Here is a 17,986-nt window from a genome sequence, read left to right as displayed (position 1 = left end):
AAAGCGACGCTGACGAATCCAATGTGACCTGATCGAGCGCGCCGCCAATTTACGCACCGAGCGCGCCGACAACCCCAGGCTCCCCCGGCGCAACATCTCCCTCCAGTTCCCGCTCCGCACGCAAGCTGCCCAGGTCACGCCCGATCGTCACCACCGCCAGCACCCGCCCACCCAGCCGATAGCGCACGCTGCAATCCCGTCTCTCCAGCGACCCATCGATCTCGATCGCATCCCACCGCTCCGCATGCCCCACGTACTGCAGCGTCACGTCGTAGTACTGGCTCCAGAAGAACGGGCTGATATCGAAGTGCCGTTGCTGGCCGAGCATGTTCAGGGCGGCGATCTGGCCCTGGCGTTGCGCGAGCGTCCAGTGTTCGACGCGGATGCGTTCGCCCGAATGCGGATCGGGCCAGCGCGCAATGTCGCCGGCCGCGAAGATGCCCGGCGCGCTGGTCTGCAGGTACGCGTCGACGCTCACGCCGCGGTCGATGACGAGCCCGGCCTGCTCGGCCAGCGCGATCGACGGCCGCACGCCAACGCCCGCGACGATCAGGTCGGCCTCGACGACGCTGCCATCGGCGAGCGAGGCGCGCCGGCCGTCCACGCGCGTCACCTTCGTGCCCAGATGAAAGTTCACGCCATTCGACGCATGCAGGTCGCGCACGAAGGCGCCGAGTTCCGGGCCGAGCACGCGCTGCATCGGCACCGCGTCGGGCGCCACGACATGCACCTCCAGGCCACGGGCGCGCAGCGATGCCGCAACCTCCAGCCCGATGAAGCTCGCGCCGATCACCAGCGCCGAGCGGGCCGATGCCGCCTGCGCCACGATCGCGCGGCTGTCCGCGAAGCTGCGCAGGCTCAGCACCTGCCCCGGCGCCGCACCGGGTGCTTCGAGCTGCACCGGGTCGGCCCCGGTGGCGAGCAGCAACGCGCCGAAGCGCAGTGATTCGCCGCCGGCCATGCGCAGCATGCGCGCGGACACGTCGATCGCCTCCACGCGCGTGCTCAGCCGCAGGTCGATGCGCCGCTCGCGGTACCAGTCGTCGGGCTTCAGCGGTATCCAGTCGGGCTCCGCCGTGCCGGCGAGGAAGTCCTTCGACAGGTTCGGCCGGTCGGAGGGCGGGTCGACGTCGGCGCTGAGCATCGTCAGGCGGCCTTCGTAGCCTTCGCGCCGCAAGCGGTCGGCAGCGGCCAGTCCGGCCGCGCCGCCACCGACGATGACCACCTCGTCCAGCGGCGCGTCGCTATTCCGGATGAGCGAACGCGGCGCGGCGACGATGCGTTCGCGCACGAACACACGGCCATCGGCCTGCTCGACGCGCCAGCTCGGCAGGTCGTCGAGTGCCGGCGCGCACAAGGCCGCGCCGCTGCGGATGTCGAACTGCGCATGGTGCATCGGGCAATGCAGCACATGCTCGCAGAGCAGGCCGTCGGCGAGTGCCGCGTGGTAATGCGTGCACTGCGCACCAATCGCGTAGAAGGCATCGCCTTGGCGCAGCAGCAGCGCGTCTTCGCCGTCGACCTGGCCGGGCAGCATGGCGCCGTCGGCGATGCGGTCGAGCGGGATGCCGGCCTTGAGATCGGTTGGGGTGGAGTCGGTCATGGTCGTGGGTGTGTGGTTGATCCGGACGTGGCAGACCGCACGGTACTCGCGTGTCGCGGGGTCTGCAAACACGGCTGGCCGCCGGCCTTTTTTACGGCTTCTTTACACCGCTCGCCGCACTCCATTCCCCGTTTTTACGCGCGCTTCCGGAGACTGCCTGCATGTCTGGAAACCGGAGTGTCTGAATGGACTTGATATGGATTGCCGCCCTGGCCGTGCTGTGGCTGGGCGTGGTGCAGATGGTGGCGGGCCTGCACAAGCTGCAGGCCGGCAAAGGGGAACGGCCGTGATCAGCCTCGACGTGCTCTACGGCTTCGGCGCGTTCATCGCGATCGCGCTGTTCGCCTACCTGGTCTACGCGCTGCTGTACGCGGAGGACTTCTGAAATGAACGCCTCTGCCTGGACCTTGCTGGTCCTCTTCCTCGCCGTGCTGGGGCTGCTGGCCTGGCCGGTCGGCCGCTTCCTCGCGGCCTTGTGCGAGGGCCGCCTGCCGCGCTGGATGGCGCGCATCGAAGCGCCGCTCTACCGGCTCGCCGGCGTGTCCCCTGATGCGTCGATGCACTGGCGCAGCTACGCCCTGGCGCTGCTCGCGTTCAATGCGCTAGGTGCGCTCGTCGTCTACGGCTTGCAGCGCCTGCAAGGCCTTTTGCCGCTCAACCCGGCCGGCATGGGCGCGGTGTCGCCCGACTCGTCCTTCAACACCGCCGTCGCCTTCGTCACCAACACCAACTGGCAAGGCTATGCCGGCGAGTCGACGATGAGCTATCTCACGCAGATGCTCGGGCTCACGGTGCAGAACTTTCTCTCGGCCGCGACAGGCATCGCGGTCGCGTTCGCACTGGCCCGAGGCTTTGCTGCGCGTCGCACGGATGGCAAGGGCTTCGTCGGCAACTTCTGGGTCGACACCACGCGCATCACGGTGTGGCTGCTGCTGCCGCTGTCCTTCGTCATCGCCGTGTTCTTCGCGGGGCAGGGCGTGATCCAGAACTTCGACAGCTACAAGACCGTCGACACAGTGGAAACGCAAAGCTGGCAGCAGCCGAAGAACGGCCCCGATGGCCAGCCCCTGAAAGACGCTGCCGGCAACCCGGTGATGGAAGACGCGAGCAGCAAGACGCAGACGCTGGCCATGGGCCCGGTCGCGTCGCAGGAGGCGATCAAGATGCTCGGCACCAATGGCGGCGGATTCTTCAATGCCAACTCGGCGCATCCTTACGAGAACCCGAGCGCGCTCGCGAACTTCGTGCAGATGCTGGCGATTTTCCTGATCCCGGCTGGCTTGTGCTTCGCCTTCGGCCGTGTCGTGGGCGACCTGCGCCAAGGCTGGGCGGTGCTGGCTGCGATGACAGTGATGTTCGTCATCGCCGTGGTCGCGCTGGTGCCGGCGGAGCAGGCGGGCAACCCCTTGCTCGCGTCGATGGGCGTAGACCAATTGCGCAGCGCATTGCAGGCCGGCGGCAACATGGAAGGCAAGGAAGTGCGCTTTGGGATCGATACCTCGGCTTTGTTCGCCGCCGTGACCACGGCCGCATCGTGTGGCGCGGTGAACGCGATGCACGACTCGCTCACGCCCATCGGCGGGCTGGTGCCGCTGGTGCTGATGCAACTCGGCGAGGTGGTGTTCGGCGGCGTCGGCAGCGGGCTCTACGGCATGCTGATCTTCGCGATCCTCGCGGTGTTCATCGCGGGCCTGATGATCGGCCGCACGCCGGAATACCTCGGCAAGAAGATCGAGACGCATGAGATGAAGCTCACCTCGATCGCGATCCTGGTCACGCCGATCCTGGTGCTGGCCGGCACCGCGCTCGCGGTGAGCCTGGCGGACGGCAAGGCTGGCATTGCCAACCCCGGCGCGCATGGATTCTCGGAGATCCTCTACGCGCTGACATCGGCCGGCAACAACAACGGAAGCGCCTTCGCCGGCCTCTCGGCCAATACGCCGTTCTACAACGCGCTGCTCGGCCTGGTGATGTGGCTCGGACGCTTCGGCGTGATCGTGCCGGTGCTGGCGATTGCCGGTGCGCTCGCCGCGAAGAAGCGCCTGCCCGAGACCGAGGGGACCATGCCCACGCACGGCCCGCTGTTCGTCTCCCTGCTGATCGGCACGGTGCTGCTGGTCGGCTTGCTCAACTACGTGCCCGCGCTGGCGCTGGGCCCCGTCGTCGAGCACTTGATGCTCTGGAAGTGATCCCATGAAATCCGAAAACCTTGTCGTCCCGATGCCGAAGCTGTCGACGCGCTCGTCCCTCTCGCTGTTCGACGCCACGCTGGTCGTGCCCGCGCTGCGCAGCGCTTTCGCCAAGCTGAGCCCGCGCGTGCAGTGGCGCAATCCCGTGATGTTCGTGGTCTACATCGGCAGCATCCTGACCACCTTGCTGTGGCTGCATGCCCTCAGCTTCGAGGGCGGCACCGGCATGCCGCCGGGCTTCGTGCTGGCCATCTCGGTCTGGCTGTGGTTCACCGTGCTGTTTGCCAACTTTGCGGAGGCACTGGCCGAGGGGCGCAGCAAGGCGCAGGCGGCATCCTTGCGCGGCCTGCGCAAGGACACCTGGGCCAAGAAGCTGAATGCGCCGCATCACAAGGCAGGCTTCCTTCCGGAGCAGGCCCCCAACCTGCGCAAGGGTGACCTCGTGCTCGTCGAAACGGGCGACGTGATCCCGCTCGATGGCGAAGTCGTCGAAGGCGTGGCCTCGGTGGACGAGAGCGCGATCACCGGCGAATCGGCGCCCGTGGTGCGCGAGTCGGGCGGTGATTTCTCTGCCGTGACCGGCGGCACGCGCGTGCTGTCGGACTGGCTGGTCGTGCGCATCAGCGTGAACCCCGGCGAGTCCTTCCTGGACCGCATGATCGGCATGGTCGAGGCGGCCAAGCGCCACAAGACACCGAACGAGATCGCGCTGACCATCCTGCTGGTGGCGCTGACGCTAGTGTTCCTCATGGTGACCGTGACGCTGCTGCCGTACTCGCAGTTCAGCGTGGGCGCGGTGGGCGCGGGCAGCGTGGTGTCGCTCACCGCGCTGGTCGCGCTGCTGGTGTGCCTGATCCCGACCACCATCGGCGGCCTGCTGTCAGCGGTCGGCGTGGCGGGCATGAGCCGCATGATGCAGGCCAACGTGATCGCGACCTCTGGCCGTGCGGTGGAGGCCGCGGGCGACGTCGACGTGCTGCTGCTCGACAAGACCGGGACCATCACGCATGGCAACCGGCAGGCGAGTGCCTTCCTGCCCGGGCCCGGCATTGCGCAGCAGCGCCTGATCCATGCGGCGGTCATTGCCTCGCTGGCGGACGAGACGCCCGAGGGCCGCAGCATCGTGGAACTGGCGCGCCGCATGGGCGTGAGCGATGCGGCCGTTGCGGGCTTGCTTGGCGGCGAGGGGAAGGCGCGCGATGCGAAGACTTCTGCCGGAGCCGGTGCAGTCGGTTCGGTCGGTGCGGTGCACGCGGTGGCGAACGCGGGCGGCCGAATCGTTGCGTTCACCGCACAGACCCGCATGAGCGGGGCGGACCTGCCCGCTGGCGGGCACAGCGTCGACACCGGTCCCGTGATGCTGCGCAAGGGCGCGGTCGAGGCGGTGCGCAAGCATGTCGAGGCGCTCGGCGGTTCGATGGCGCCGGAGGTGATGCGCGCGGCCGACGACGTGGCGCGCCGCGGCAGCACGCCGCTGGCGGTGTCGGAGGGCAATCGCGTGCTCGGCATCGTCGAGCTGAAGGACATCGTCAAGGCCGACATCAAGGAGCGCTTTGCCGAGCTGCGCCGCATGGGCATCAAGACGGTGATGATCACCGGCGACAACAAGCTCACCGCCGCGGCCATCGCGGCCGAGGCCGGCGTCGATGACTTCCTGGCCGAGGCCACGCCCGAAGACAAGCTCGCGCTGATCCGCCAGTACCAGGCCGAAGGCCGCCTTGTCGCGATGACCGGCGACGGCACCAACGATGCACCCGCGCTCGCGCAGGCCGACGTAGCGGTCGCGATGGGCAGCGGCACGCAGGCCGCGAAGGAGGCCGGCAACATGGTCGACCTCGACTCCAACCCGACCAAGCTGCTCGAAGTGGTCGAGACCGGCAAGGCGCTGCTGATGACGCGCGGCTCGCTCACCACCTTCTCGATCGCCAACGACGTGGCGAAGTACTTCGCGATCATCCCGGCGATCTTCGTGTCGACCTATCCGCAACTCGGCGCGCTCAACGTGATGAAGCTCGCGAGTCCGTCGTCCGCGATCCTGTCGGCGGTCATCTTCAATGCACTGGTGATCGTGTTCCTGATCCCGCTGGCGCTGAAGGGCGTGCGCTACCGGCCGGTGGGCGCGGCCGCGCTGCTGCGGCGAAATCTCGCCGTCTACGGTCTGGGCGGGCTGGTCGTTCCGTTCATCGGCATCAAGGCCATCGACTGGCTGCTTGCTCTCGTCGGGTGGGTATGAGCACGCCCTCAAGGCCGCGCGCACGTCGCGTTCTTCGACCCGATCATCAAACCAAGGAATTCCAATGACAAACCAGATCATTCGCCCCGCGCTCGTGATATTCACGGCCCTCACGCTGCTCACCGGCGTGCTCTATCCGCTGGCCGTCACCGGCGTCGCGCACGCCGCGTTCCCCGCGCAGGCGGCGGGCAGCCTGGTCATGCGTGACGGCAAGGCCATCGGCTCCACGCTGATCGGCCAGAACTTCAGCGACCCGAAGCACTTCTGGGGCCGCCCCTCCGCCACCGCGCCGATGCCCTACAACGCCGCTGCGTCCGGTGGCGCCAATCAAGGCCCGTTGAACCCGGCACTGGCCGACGCAGTCAAGGCCCGCATCGAGGCCTTGCGCGCAGCCGATCCCGGCAACACCGCGACGGTGCCGGTCGACCTGGTTACCGCATCGGCCAGTGGACTCGATCCGCACATCAGTCCCGCCGCCGCGCGCTACCAGGCGGCCCGTGTCGCGCACGCACGCAACATGCAGCCGGCGCAGGTCGAGCAACTGATCGCGAGCCATACCGAAGGCGCCTTGTGGGGCTTGCTCGGCGAGCCGCGCGTCAATGTGCTGGAACTCAATCTGGCCTTGGACGGGGCGCAGTGAATGCGGCCGACCGCAGAAGTCGCAAAGGTTTCGCAAAAGTCGCAAAGGGAATTCAGAAGACATTTTTGATATTCCTTTCGCGTCCTTCGCGTAACCTTCGCGTCCTCTGCGTACGGCTGTCCGATCCCGCATCTGGTCGTACGCTCAACACCAACGCATGAACGACGCCCTCCGCCCCGACCCTGACGCATTGCTCGCGCAACTGCGCAGTGACGAGGCGCGCGCCCAACGCGGCAAGTTGCGCATCTACTTCGGCGCGAGCGCTGGCGTCGGCAAGACATGGGCCATGCTGAGCGCAGCGCAACGCGAACGTTCAGCCGGGCGCGACGTGCTGGTCGGCGTCATCGAGACGCATGGCCGCAGCGAAACGGCCGCCTTGCTCGCAGGCCTCGAACAACTGCCGCTGCGCCAGATGCCTTACCGCGACCGCGCACTCCCGGAGTTCGATCTGGACGCAGCGTTGCAACGCAAGCCCGCGGTCCTCCTGGTCGACGAACTGGCCCACACCAACGCCCCCGGCTCGCGCCATGCCAAGCGCTGGCAGGACGTGCAGGAGCTGCTGGCCGCGGGCATCGAAGTCTGGTCAGCCATCAACGTGCAACATCTTGAAAGCCTCAACGGCACGGTCGGCGCCATCACCGGCGTGCGGGTGCACGAGACGGTGCCCGACACAGTGCTCGACGAGGCCGACGAAGTTGTGCTGGTAGACGTCACGCCCGACGAACTTACCGCGCGCCTGGCAGCCGGCAAGGTCTACCTGCCGCAGCAGGCCGAGCGCGCCGCGCAGAACTTCTTCCGCAGGGGCAACCTCATGGCGCTGCGCGAGATTGCCTTGCGCCGCACCGCCGAGCACGTGGAAGACGACATGCGCGGCTGGCGCGTCGAACAGTCCGGCACCAGCGCCTTGCAGGCCTGGAACACCTCGGGCGCAATCCTCGCGTGCGTCGGCCCGCACGAGGATGCGGCCCAGACCGTGCGCACCGCCGCGCGGCTCGCGGGCCAGCTCAACGTGCGCTGGCATGCGGCCTATGTCGAGACGCCGCCCTTGCAGCGGCTGGCCGCATCGCGGCGCGACCGCGTCCTGTCCGTGCTGAAGCTGGCGGAGCAACTCGGTGCGGAGACTGCAGTGCTGACCGGCGATGACGTCGCGCAGCAACTCGCCCTGCAGGCCCGCAAACTCAACTGCGCGATGCTGGTCGTGGGCCGGCGCGCGGAGCCCGAAGGCTGGCGCCGCTGGTGGCCATGGCGCATATCGCTTGCGCGTCGGTTGGCGCGCCACGCGCCCGCGCTGGACATCGTCGCGGTCGGTCATGTCGAGGCCACGCGCCGCCTCGCACGCGCACCGCTGGACGCGCGGGGCCATGCCGCGACCGACGTGGCCGAGCACCAGCCACCCTCGCGCTGGCGCAGCTTTGTCGCGGCGGCCGTGAGCAGCCTCGCGGTCACCTTGCTCGCGACGCCGCTGACCGGCGTGCTGGCGCCGGCCAACATCGTGATGCTGTTCCTGCTCGGCGTCGTGATCGTCGCCGCGCGCTACGGGGCCCGCGCCGCGGCCTTCGCGGCGTTGCTCAACGTGGGCGCCTTCGATTTCTTCTTCGTGCCGCCGCGCATGTCGTTCTCGATCAGCGATGTCCAGTACCTCGTGACCTTCGCCGTCATGCTGGTCGTCGGCCTGCTGGTCGGGCAACTGACCGCGTCGCTGACCTTTTCCATGAACGTGTCGAACAGCCGCGAGCGCCGCGCGCAGTCGCTGTTCGAACTGGCGCGTGACTTGTCGGCGGCGCTGGAAAGCAGCCAGGTCGTCGAGCTCGGCACGGCCGCCGTGCAACGCTACTTCGGCGGCCGGGCCCGCGTTCTCATCACCAACGAGGCCGACCAACTCCTGCCGCCCGAACCCGTGCCCGAGGGCTTCGACTTCAGCGTGGCCGACTGGGCCTTCCGCCAGGCCCAGCCAGCGGGCCTGGGCACCGCCACGCTGGCCGCGCAGCCATGGCACTACATCCCCTTGCAGGCGCCGATGCGCGTGCGCGGCGTGCTGGCGCTCGCACCCGCGCAAACGCGATGGCTGCTGATCCCCGAGCAGGCGCAGCAACTGGAGACGCTGGCGCGCCAGATCGCCATCGCGCTCGAACGCGTGCACTACGTCAACGTGGCGCAGACGGCGGTCGTCGAGATGGAATCGGAGCGCCTGCGCAACGCCTTGCTCGGCGCCATCTCCCACGACGTGCGCACGCCGCTCACTGCGCTGATCGCACTGGCCGAATCGCTGCGCACGCTGCCGCCGCAGCAGCATGCCGAGGCGGCGCAGGCCATCGTGGCGCAGGCGCGCGCCCTCAATGCGCTGGTGGACAACCTGCTCGACATGGCGCGGCTCGAAAGCGGCATGGGCGACGGCACGGTCAACCTGCGGCGCGACTGGCAATCGATCGAGGAGGTGGTCGGCGCCGCGATCCGCGCCGCACGTCCCGCGCTGGGTGAGCGACCCGTGCAGACCGAACTCGCGCCCGATCTTCCGCTGGTGGAGTTCGATGCCGTGCTGATCGAGCGCGTGCTGGTCAACCTGCTGGAGAACGCAGCCAAGTACGGCGCGCCGCCGATCGTGCTGGGCGCGACCGTCACGCCGTCGACGCTGGTCCTCACGGTGCGGGACCACGGCTCCGGCTTGCCCACTGCACTGAAAGGCCGCGAGCAGACCCTCTTCGACAAGTTCACGCGCGGCCAGTCCGAGTCCGCGACCCCCGGCGTCGGCCTGGGCCTGGCCATCTGCAAGGCAGTGGTGCACGCGCATGGTGGCGCCATCACCGCGTCCGACGCTGAAGGCGGCGGCGCAGAATTCACCGTGACCTTGCCGAGGCGAGAGCCGCCGACGATGGAGGTGCCATGAAAGCGGACAGCCGGACGCAAAGGACGCAAAGGACGCAAAGGTCCCGCGAAGGACGCGAAAGAAGACAGAAATTTTCTTTGAATTCCTTCGCGTCCTTCGCGTATCTTCGCGCCCTTCGCGTACGGTCAAGTCCGATCCCGCATCCGAATTCCTGAACCCATGCCCCCACCCACCGCCATCGTGATCGAGGACGAGCCCCAGATCCGCCGCTTCGTACGCGGCGCATTGGAGGCCGAGGGCTGGCAGGTGCATGAGGCGGGCAACCTGCGTGACGGACTCGCGGCGGCGGGCACGCGCCAGCCCGACCTGCTGGTGCTCGACCTGGGCTTGCCCGATGGCGATGGTGTCACCCTGATCCGCGATGTGCGCGGTTGGTCGGCGGTGCCGATCATCGTGCTGTCGGCACGTACCGACGAAGCCGACAAGGTCGAGGCGCTCGATGCCGGCGCGGACGACTACCTCACCAAGCCCTTCGGCACCGGCGAACTGTTGGCCCGTGTGCGCGCCAACCTGCGCCGGCCGCGTGCCGCGGGCGGCGGCGGCGAGGAGCCCGAGGCCACCTTCCGCTTCGGCGAGATCGAACTGGACCGCGCCGCCCGCATCGTGCGCCGTGCCGGCCACGAAGTGCACCTGACGCCCACCGAATACCGCCTGCTGGCCACGCTCGCGGCCAACCCCGGCCGCGTGCTCACGCAGCGCCAGTTGCTGCGCGAGGTCTGGGGCCCGTCGCATTCCGAACAGAGCCACTACCTGCGCATCTACATGGGCCACCTGCGCCAGAAGCTCGAAGCCGATCCGGCACAGCCGCGGCACCTGCTGACAGAGACCGCGGTGGGCTACCGGCTGGTGATGTAGCCCTCGAATCAAAGGGCCGGACAGCCGAACGCAGAAGGAATACAGGATCTACGCAGAAGTCGCAGAAGTCGCAGAAGAAGACATCTCAATTCTGGTTTTTTTGCGACTTCTGCGAAACCTTTGCGACCTCTGCGTTCGGCCTTTCCGCCCCCTTCGCGAGACACTCAACGCCCATGACATCCCGACAACTCCTCATCCTCAGCGTCAGTGCCGGCAACGGCCACGTCCGCGCCGCGCAGGCGCTCGCCGCCACGGCCGAAGCCCTCGTACCGCCTTGCGGCGCGACCCACATCGACGCCATGGCCCACTTTCCGAGCGGATTCCGCAAGATTTATACCGATTGGTATATCAAGCTGGTCAACCGCGCGCCCGAGGTCTGGTCCTACCTGCACCAGAAGACCGACACCACGCCGCACAGCGCCACCTCGCAGCGCCTGCGCCGCGGCATCGAGCGGGTGAGCGCCGGCGCGCTGCTGCGCGAGGTGCATCGCGTCGATCCCAAGGCCATCGTCTGCACGCACTTCCTGCCGGCCGAGTTGCTCATGCGCGAGCAGAACAAGGGCCGGATCGACTGCCCGGTCTGGCTGCAGGTCACCGACTACGACCTGCACAACATGTGGATCGTCCCCGGCATGGCCGGCTACCTTGCCGCCACCGATGAGGTCGCGGTCCGCATGCGGGCGCGCGGCCTGGCGTCCGACCGCATCCACGTCACCGGCATCCCGGTGATGCCGGCCTTCTCGCAGCCCGATGCGCCCGAACTGGCGCGCGACGCCTGCGTCGCCCGGCTGGGCCTCGATCCGGCGCGCAAGGTCATCCTCATGGTCTCGGGCGGCGCCGGCGTGGGCGATCTCCCGAGCATGGTCGAGCGCGTGCTGGCGCTCGAAGGCCCGGGCTGCGACTTCCAGGTGATTGCCGTCGCGGGCCGCAATGAAGCGGCGCACGCGGCGCTGAAGCGCCTGGGCGAGCGCTCGGCCGGCCGGCTCGTCGCCATCGGCTTCACCAACGAGATGGAGCGGCTCATGGCCGCGGCCGACCTGGTGGTCACCAAGCCGGGTGGCCTGACCATCTCCGAATGCCTCGCGCTCGGCAAGCCGATGCTGCTGGTGTCGCCCATTCCGGGGCAGGAGGAGCACAACGCCGGCTTCCTGATGGAGGAGGGGGCCGCCTGGCTCGCCTACGACACCATCGGGCTGGAATACAAGATCGCCCGCCTGATGGCCGCGCCGGAACAGCTCGCCCGCATGGCGCGGATCAGCCGTGGGCTCGGCAAGCCGGACGCCGCGCGGCGCGTGCTGGAACGCGTGCTCCAGGGCGACGCTGCATAAGTACGCCTGATGGCGCGCGCGACTGTGCGCGAGGCCGGCCGGACGGCTTCGGCCTGAAGTTGTAGTCACGCCGCCCATCGTCGGCCGGGCGCCGTTTGTCGGAAGAAGTGCGCGCGCACTAACTCAAACGGCTTCGAAAAGTGCAATCTATCGACTTACTTCCTTGCCTTTGCGGGCAGGAAGCAGGCCAGGGAGCCACAGGTGAAGAACGCCAGCAACCTGTACCCGATCGATGATCTGCCCGATCCACGTCGTTGCCTTCAGCCGCGCGACTTTCCGCACAAGTCTCCGTGTCGTGCGCCGCCTTCGCGGCGTGACCGCCGTCGAATTGATGGTGGTCCTCGCGGTGGTGGCCATCCTGGCCACCGTCGCCGCGCCTTCCTTCATCGACCTGACGCAGCGCAATCGCGTTGCCACCGAGGTCAATGGCTTTGTCGGCGACCTGCAGTTCGCGCGCGCCGAAGCCATCCGCCGCGGCGAAACCGTGACCGTGTGCGCCACCTCCGCCACCAATACCGCGGTGTGCGGCGGCAACAACACGCCCTGGCAGAACGGCTGGCTCATCTTCAACAACGGCAATGCGTCGAACATCACCATTGACACCGGCGAGACGGTCATGCGCAGGCAAGCCAAGTGGAGCGGCACCGACACCTTCACCGCGAGCGGCGGCCTGGGCGCCATCACCTACAGCCGCGACGGATTTGCATTGAACCTGCCCGGCGGCACGGTGCAGTTGACGCTCAACACCAGCCCCGTCAATGCCAAGGCCACGCGCTGCGTGACCCTGAACCTCGCCGGGCGGCAGCAGGTTCTCACCGCGGGGGGAACCTGCTCATGAAGCGCAATTCACTGTCGTCTTCGCGTCGGTCGCGGACAGCTCAGGCCGGCTTCACCCTGCTGGAGGTGATGGTCGCCGTGCTGCTGCTGACGATCGGCATCTTCGGCTTTGCCAAGATGCAGGCGCTGGCCGTCTCCAGCACGCAGACCGCCAGCAGCCGCTCGATCGTGGCCATGCAGGCCAACAGCCTGGCCGCGGCCATGCACGGCAACCGGGAGTTCTGGCGCGACGGCGGGCTGGTCGTGAGGACTTTCAGCACCAATGGCGCCGTGGTCACTGACGCCACCGGCGTAGTGAGCACGATCCCGTCGGGCGAATGTACCTCGGCCACGAAGCCGTCAGGGCCCAAATGCTCCCTGCAGCAGATGGCGGCGCTCGAAGTCGGCATTTGGGCGCGGAACCTCGACGCCCTGCTCCCCGGCACGACTTCGCTCGTCAACTGCTCGAGCAGCTCCGATGTGCCCGTGAGTTGCGTTCTCACGATCCAGTGGAACGACAGGTACATCAACTCCACGAAGACGGCGGCCGGAACCGGATTCGGCACCAGCGGTGCGCGTTCGTACACGCTCTACATCGAACCTTGAGGGCCGTTTCATGCGAAGACCCAGCATCCTGCGCGCCGTCCGACAAGCCGGCTTCACGCTGATCGAACTGATGGTGGCCATCGCCATTGCGCTGTTCCTGCTCGCGGCGGTGCTCAACGTCTACCTGAACATGAAGAACACCTTCAACGCGCAGAACGACCTCGCGCAGTTGCAGGACAGCCAGCGCCTCGCGCTCACCATGCTCACCACCACCATCCAGTCGGCCGGCTATTTCGTCGATCCGCTGGGCGACACGCGCCCACAGGCGCTGCCGCAGGTGACCACCGTGACCCGGGCCGACGGGTCCAGCTACGCCTTCGATGCCGGGCAGGGAATCGTCGGCACAACCGGCGCCGGCACAGGTGCGGCGGCCGATTCCGTCACGGTCCGCTACCAGCGCGCGAACGGCGACGGCCTCATGAACTGCCAGGGCGTCACCAACACCGCCGGTGCCCTCGGCAGCGTGGCCGTGACGGTCAACACCTTCAGGGTGAATGCGAACAACGAACTCACCTGCACGCTCGACGACGGCACCGGCGCCGGCGCGCCGGTGGCGCTGGCCACCAATGTCAGCAACTTCAGCGTGCTGTACGGCGTCGACAGCGATGGCGACGACAAGCACGCCGTCGACACCTACATGCCGGCCGCCGGCATCACGGCGGCGAATCTCTGGGGCAACGTCTACACCGCGCGGGTCTCGCTCGGGTTCCCGCAGAAGAAGGTCGACGGCACGACGCAGACCGTCACCGTCGTCCAGGTCATCAACCTGATGAACACCAAATGAAGCCGCACCTTCCATCCACCGGTCCCCGTGCGCAACGCGGTGTCGCGCTGCTCACCAGCCTGCTCATCCTGGTCATCGTGTCGCTGGTCGCGGTGAGCATGTACCGCAGCTTCGGCACGCAGGAGTCGATTGCCGGCAACACGCTGGAGAAGCAACGTTCCTTGTCTGCCGCCGAAAGCGCCGTGCGCTACGGCGAATGGTGGCTCGGCCAGGGCAACGCAGGGGCCGGCGGCTCGTGCAGCGGCACCGTCGACGGCACCGTGCAGGCCAACATGCGGATCTGCAGCGGCACCAACAGCAAGCTGGTGAATCCGGGCACGCTGCCGTGGACCAGCAGCATCACCTACAAGCCGCCGCAGATGCCGGTGAACACGGCGGGCAACGTCAACAGCCAGTCGTCGAGCGGCACCGTCGGCGACGTCAACTATGCCAAGAGCCCGGCCCTGCACATCGCGCTGCTGGGTTACAGCGCAGACGGCAAGTCGGTGCTGTACCAGATCACCGGCGTCGGCTACGGCGGGCGCGATACGACCGTCAGCGTGGTGCAAAGCGTCTATGCCGCCTACACGTCTTCCACCAAGGACCTCAGTGGTCCCTGAAAGCCACACCATGTCCTCCAGGCTTTTTCGTTGGCTCGTCGCGCTGCCCGCGCTCGGGCTGGTCGTGCTGGGCGCGCACGCCCAGACGGTCATCAGCGACACCTTGACGGGTGCGTCTTCGCAGTACCCGTGGCAGAGCCTGGCCGGCGCCTGCCTGACCGCGGGTGACGGCACCGGCACGATTCCCAAGTGCGTCGGGCTGCCTTACTACACCTCACGCGGCAGCGACCTGGTGGGTGGCGTCAACGGCAGTCTCGGCAGCACGGGCGATCCGGTCGGAAGCGGCGCGTTGCGCCTTACCGATGGTGGCAGCGATGGCACGAACCAGACCGGCGCCGTCTATTCGCAGTTCGACTTTCCGTCGAACCAGGGCGTCGAGGTGACCTTCAAGACGGTGACCTATGGCGGCAATAGCTATCAAAACTCGGCGAACCAGAAGTCGGGCGCGGACGGGATCGCCTTCTTCCTCGTCAACGGGGACCTGGTCAAGAGCGTGGATGCCAACACCAAGACCGGCGCGTACGGCGGCAGCCTGGGCTACAGCTGCGCGAACGCGAAGGACGTCAACGACGGCCTGCAGGGTGCCTACGTCGGCCTGGGCATCGACGAATTCGGCAACTTCTCCAATCCCGGCGACAACACCGCCAGCGGCTCGGGCTCGGCCCCGGGGCGTGTCAGTTTGCGTGGCGCCGGCAACATCAACTGGACCGCGCTCAACAGCCAGTACCCGAACTACTACCCGTCGACCGTGCCCTCGAACTTTCGGCAACTCGCCGTCGGCAATACGTGCCGCACAGGAACGTTGTGGAACTACACCAACGCCGCGCTACCGGTCGACACCGGAGTCAAAGTCCTGGACTACCCGCTCATCGCGACCAGCGCGCTCACGGTGCAGTCGCCCATCTTCAACCAGGAGGGCGTGTCGAATCCGAAACGCGGCGCCGCGAAGGCCATCACCTACGGCTTGAAGATCACACAGGACGGCCTGCTCAGCCTGAACTACAGCTACGACGGCGGCGCCGCGCAGACCGTGATCAACAAGCAGCTGATCACCGCGTCGAATGGCGCCCTGCCTTCCAAGTTCCGCTTCGGCTTCAGCTCCGGCACGGGCGGCGGCAGCAACGTGCACGAGATCGTCTGCTTCAAGGCGGCGCCAGTGAACGTGGCGGCGAGCTCCGCCGGTATCAACATCCAGCAGTCGGCGCAGGTGCAGGTGGGCTCGCAGATCTACCTGGCCTTCTACCACCCGGTGAACTGGTGGGGCCAGCTCTCCGCGAAGAACCTGGTCATCAACACCACCAACAACACGGTGTCGATCAACCCGACGGCCAACTGGGATGCGAGCTGCGTGCTCACGGGCGGCGCCTGCGCCAGCACCGGCGTCGCCACCACCGCGCAGGCCTCCGCGGCGCGCACCATCCTCACGTCCAATAACTCGATTGGCATTCCGTTCCAGTGGACCAACCTGGGCAGCGGCACGGGCGGCCAGCAGGCGGTGCTGACCGCGGGGGACACCCCCCCCAACACCGCGAACCGGCTCAACTACCTGCGCGGGGACCGCACCAACGAACTCACCTCCAGCGGCACCGGCACGTACCGCCTGCGCGACAGCGTGCTGGGCGACATCGTCAACTCGAGCCCGACATGGGTCGGCCCGCCGCAGTCCCCGTTCACTTCCCCCTGGAAGGACCTGCTGGCGCCGTCGACCACCATGCCCGAAGGCTCGACCACCTACAGCGCCTTCGCGACCGCCAACGCGACCCGCACCAACGTGGTGTACGCGGGCAGCAACGATGGGCTGCTCCACGGCTTCCGCGCGGGGGCCTATACCGCCGGCGGGGACTTCGACACCACCGCCCTCAACGACGGCAGGGAACTGCTGGCGTACATGCCGGCCATGGCCCTCAACACCATCCACTCCAACACCACGGCGGCACTCGATTTCTCGTCGCCGCAATATGGCCACAATGCCTTCGTCGACGCCACGCCGGGCACGGGCGACCTGTATTACGGCGGCCAGTGGCACACCTGGCTCGTGGGCGGGCTGGGTGCGGGCGGCAATGCGGGCGGCGTGATCGGCGACAACACCACCGTCGCCAAAGGTGCGATCTACGCGCTCGACGTCACCACCCCCACCGCCGCCAACTTCGCGGAGTCCAATGCGGCCAACCTGGTGCTGGGTGAATGGAGTTCGAGCACACTGCCCTGCGCCGCCACGGACGTCGCCGCCGTCGCCGCCAGCGGCAGCACGCCCGCCGTGGCCGCGGTCAGCTGCCAGGACAACCTGGGCAGCACCTACGGCACCCCGATCATCCGGCGCATGCATGACGGCAACTGGGCTGTCATCTTCGGCAACGGCCTCAACAGCAAGAACGGCGGCGCGGGCATCTTCATCATGACGGTCGACCAGACCACCGGCGCCAGGACCTTCCGCTACCTCTCGGCGGGCCCGGGCTCCGGCCCGACCATGTCGGGTAGCACGGTCACCGCGCGCAACGGCATTGCCTACGTCAGCTCCGCCGACCTCGATGGCGACCACGTGATCGACTACCTGTATGCCGGCGATGTGTTCGGCAATGTCTGGCGCTTCGACGTGACCAGCGCGACGGCGGGCAACTGGGCCGTCCGTTCGACGGCGATCTTCTACACGGGCGGCAAGCCCATCACCTCCCGCCTGACCGTGTCGTCGGTCGTTGCCGCGTCGACGGCGCCGCGCCTGATGGTGACCTTCGGCACCGGCCAGATCTACCCGCAGACCCTGACGTCCGCCGCCACGCCCACGACCGGGACGCAGTACATGTTCGGTATCTGGGACTGGGACATGGCCGCGTGGAACAACAAGGGCTCGGCGCAATACACCAGCCTGGCGACCGCGCAGACGGTGACCACCTCGTCACTCCAGTCGCAGACCGTGACCACCGACACCACCTATTCCAACGGGCTGATTTCCGGCGCGCGCACCGTCACCCGGAACACGATCTGCTGGCAAGGCTCGACCGCCTGCACCACCGGCAACACCAAGTTCGGATGGTCGGTGCAATTGCCCGGCGCCAATGAGCAGATCATCTACAACCCCATCGTTTCCGACGGCCTGTTCCTGGTGAACACCACGCTGCCGGCGGTGAACCAGGCCCTGAGCTGCGACCAGCAACCGGCCTCGGGCTTCACGATGGCCATCGATCCGGCCACCGGCGCGCCGCCGGCGTCGTCGTTCTTTGGAGATGCCACCAACAACTTCGTGTCGGCCACGGGCCAGATCGTGGCGGGCATCGGCCTGAGCGGCGTCGGCTCGCCGTCGATCGTGAGCGCCGGCACCAAGAAGTACCTGGCCACGCAGACCGTCAGCGGGCAGGGTTCGGTGACGCAGGTCAATCCCGGCTCGGCCAGCGGCGGTGGCCGGCTGACCTGGATCAAGATGCGCTGATGTGCTGTCGTAGACAACGCAGCAC

Annotated in this window: 13 protein-coding genes; 12 read left to right on the top strand and 1 reads right to left on the bottom strand. The window is 67.7% G+C overall.

All coding sequences use genetic code 11. From position 1 onward, the window contains the following. Nucleotides 1-49: 49 nt before the first annotated feature. The gene (locus HCU76_RS29490; RefSeq protein ID WP_218511262.1) at nt 50-1,603 is read right to left on the bottom strand and encodes an FAD-dependent oxidoreductase; all 1,554 of its coding nucleotides are present in this window, start codon (nt 1,601-1,603) and stop codon (nt 50-52) included. A 286-nt stretch (nt 1,604-1,889) separates the two neighbouring features. On the opposite strand from HCU76_RS29490, the gene kdpF reads away from it, so the two are divergent. From kdpF to HCU76_RS29430, 12 genes are all read left to right on the top strand, one after another. Then, nucleotides 1,890-1,988 carry a K(+)-transporting ATPase subunit F gene (gene kdpF / locus HCU76_RS29485; RefSeq protein WP_213952702.1) on the top strand — a complete coding sequence of 33 codons (99 nt, stop codon included), beginning with the start codon at nt 1,890-1,892 and terminating at the stop codon, nt 1,986-1,988. 1 nt (nt 1,989) lies between these two features. Further along, complete coding sequence (gene kdpA / locus HCU76_RS29480; RefSeq protein ID WP_218511261.1) at nt 1,990-3,792, top strand: potassium-transporting ATPase subunit KdpA; 1,803 nt, start codon at nt 1,990-1,992, stop codon at nt 3,790-3,792. Nucleotides 3,793-3,796: 4 nt separating this feature from the next. Next, complete coding sequence (gene kdpB / locus HCU76_RS29475) at nt 3,797-6,025, top strand: potassium-transporting ATPase subunit KdpB (protein ID WP_305729959.1); 2,229 nt, start codon at nt 3,797-3,799, stop codon at nt 6,023-6,025. 64 nt (nt 6,026-6,089) lie between these two features. Further along, nucleotides 6,090-6,665 carry a potassium-transporting ATPase subunit KdpC gene (gene kdpC / locus HCU76_RS29470; protein WP_213952704.1) on the top strand — a complete coding sequence of 192 codons (576 nt, stop codon included), beginning with the start codon at nt 6,090-6,092 and terminating at the stop codon, nt 6,663-6,665. A 157-nt stretch (nt 6,666-6,822) separates the two neighbouring features. Next, nucleotides 6,823-9,549 carry a DUF4118 domain-containing protein gene (locus HCU76_RS29465; RefSeq protein ID WP_213952705.1) on the top strand — a complete coding sequence of 909 codons (2,727 nt, stop codon included), beginning with the start codon at nt 6,823-6,825 and terminating at the stop codon, nt 9,547-9,549. 159 nt (nt 9,550-9,708) lie between these two features. After that, nucleotides 9,709-10,404, top strand: a complete 696-nt coding sequence (gene kdpE, locus HCU76_RS29460) for a two-component system response regulator KdpE (protein WP_213952706.1) — start codon at nt 9,709-9,711, stop codon at nt 10,402-10,404. Nucleotides 10,405-10,577: 173 nt separating this feature from the next. After that, complete coding sequence (locus HCU76_RS29455) at nt 10,578-11,732, top strand: glycosyltransferase (RefSeq protein WP_213952707.1); 1,155 nt, start codon at nt 10,578-10,580, stop codon at nt 11,730-11,732. A gap of 295 nt (nt 11,733-12,027) precedes the next feature. Then, nucleotides 12,028-12,570 carry a GspH/FimT family pseudopilin gene (locus HCU76_RS29450; protein WP_345944596.1) on the top strand — a complete coding sequence of 181 codons (543 nt, stop codon included), beginning with the start codon at nt 12,028-12,030 and terminating at the stop codon, nt 12,568-12,570. Further along, nucleotides 12,567-13,154 carry a type IV pilus modification protein PilV gene (gene pilV, locus HCU76_RS29445; RefSeq protein ID WP_213952709.1) on the top strand — a complete coding sequence of 196 codons (588 nt, stop codon included), beginning with the start codon at nt 12,567-12,569 and terminating at the stop codon, nt 13,152-13,154. The genes HCU76_RS29450 and pilV overlap by 4 nt, the downstream gene beginning before the upstream one ends. Before the next feature lie 10 nt (nt 13,155-13,164). Then, nucleotides 13,165-13,938, top strand: coding sequence for a PilW family protein (locus tag HCU76_RS29440; protein WP_213952710.1), 774 nt, complete (start codon nt 13,165-13,167; stop codon nt 13,936-13,938). Then, a complete protein-coding gene (locus HCU76_RS29435) occupies nt 13,935-14,537 on the top strand; it encodes a PilX N-terminal domain-containing pilus assembly protein (protein ID WP_218511260.1) in 603 nt (200 codons plus the stop codon). The genes HCU76_RS29440 and HCU76_RS29435 overlap by 4 nt, the downstream gene beginning before the upstream one ends. Nucleotides 14,538-14,547: 10 nt before the next feature. Further along, a complete protein-coding gene (locus tag HCU76_RS29430) occupies nt 14,548-17,961 on the top strand; it encodes a pilus assembly protein (protein WP_213952712.1) in 3,414 nt (1,137 codons plus the stop codon). Nucleotides 17,962-17,986: the final 25 nt, after the last annotated feature.

The sequence above is a fragment of the Variovorax sp. dw_308 genome (genome assembly GCF_019207085.1).
GTDB lineage: Bacteria > Pseudomonadota > Gammaproteobacteria > Burkholderiales > Burkholderiaceae_C > Variovorax.
Note: the sequence above shows the minus strand (reverse complement) of the source record. Positions and strands in the feature narration are given on the sequence as shown.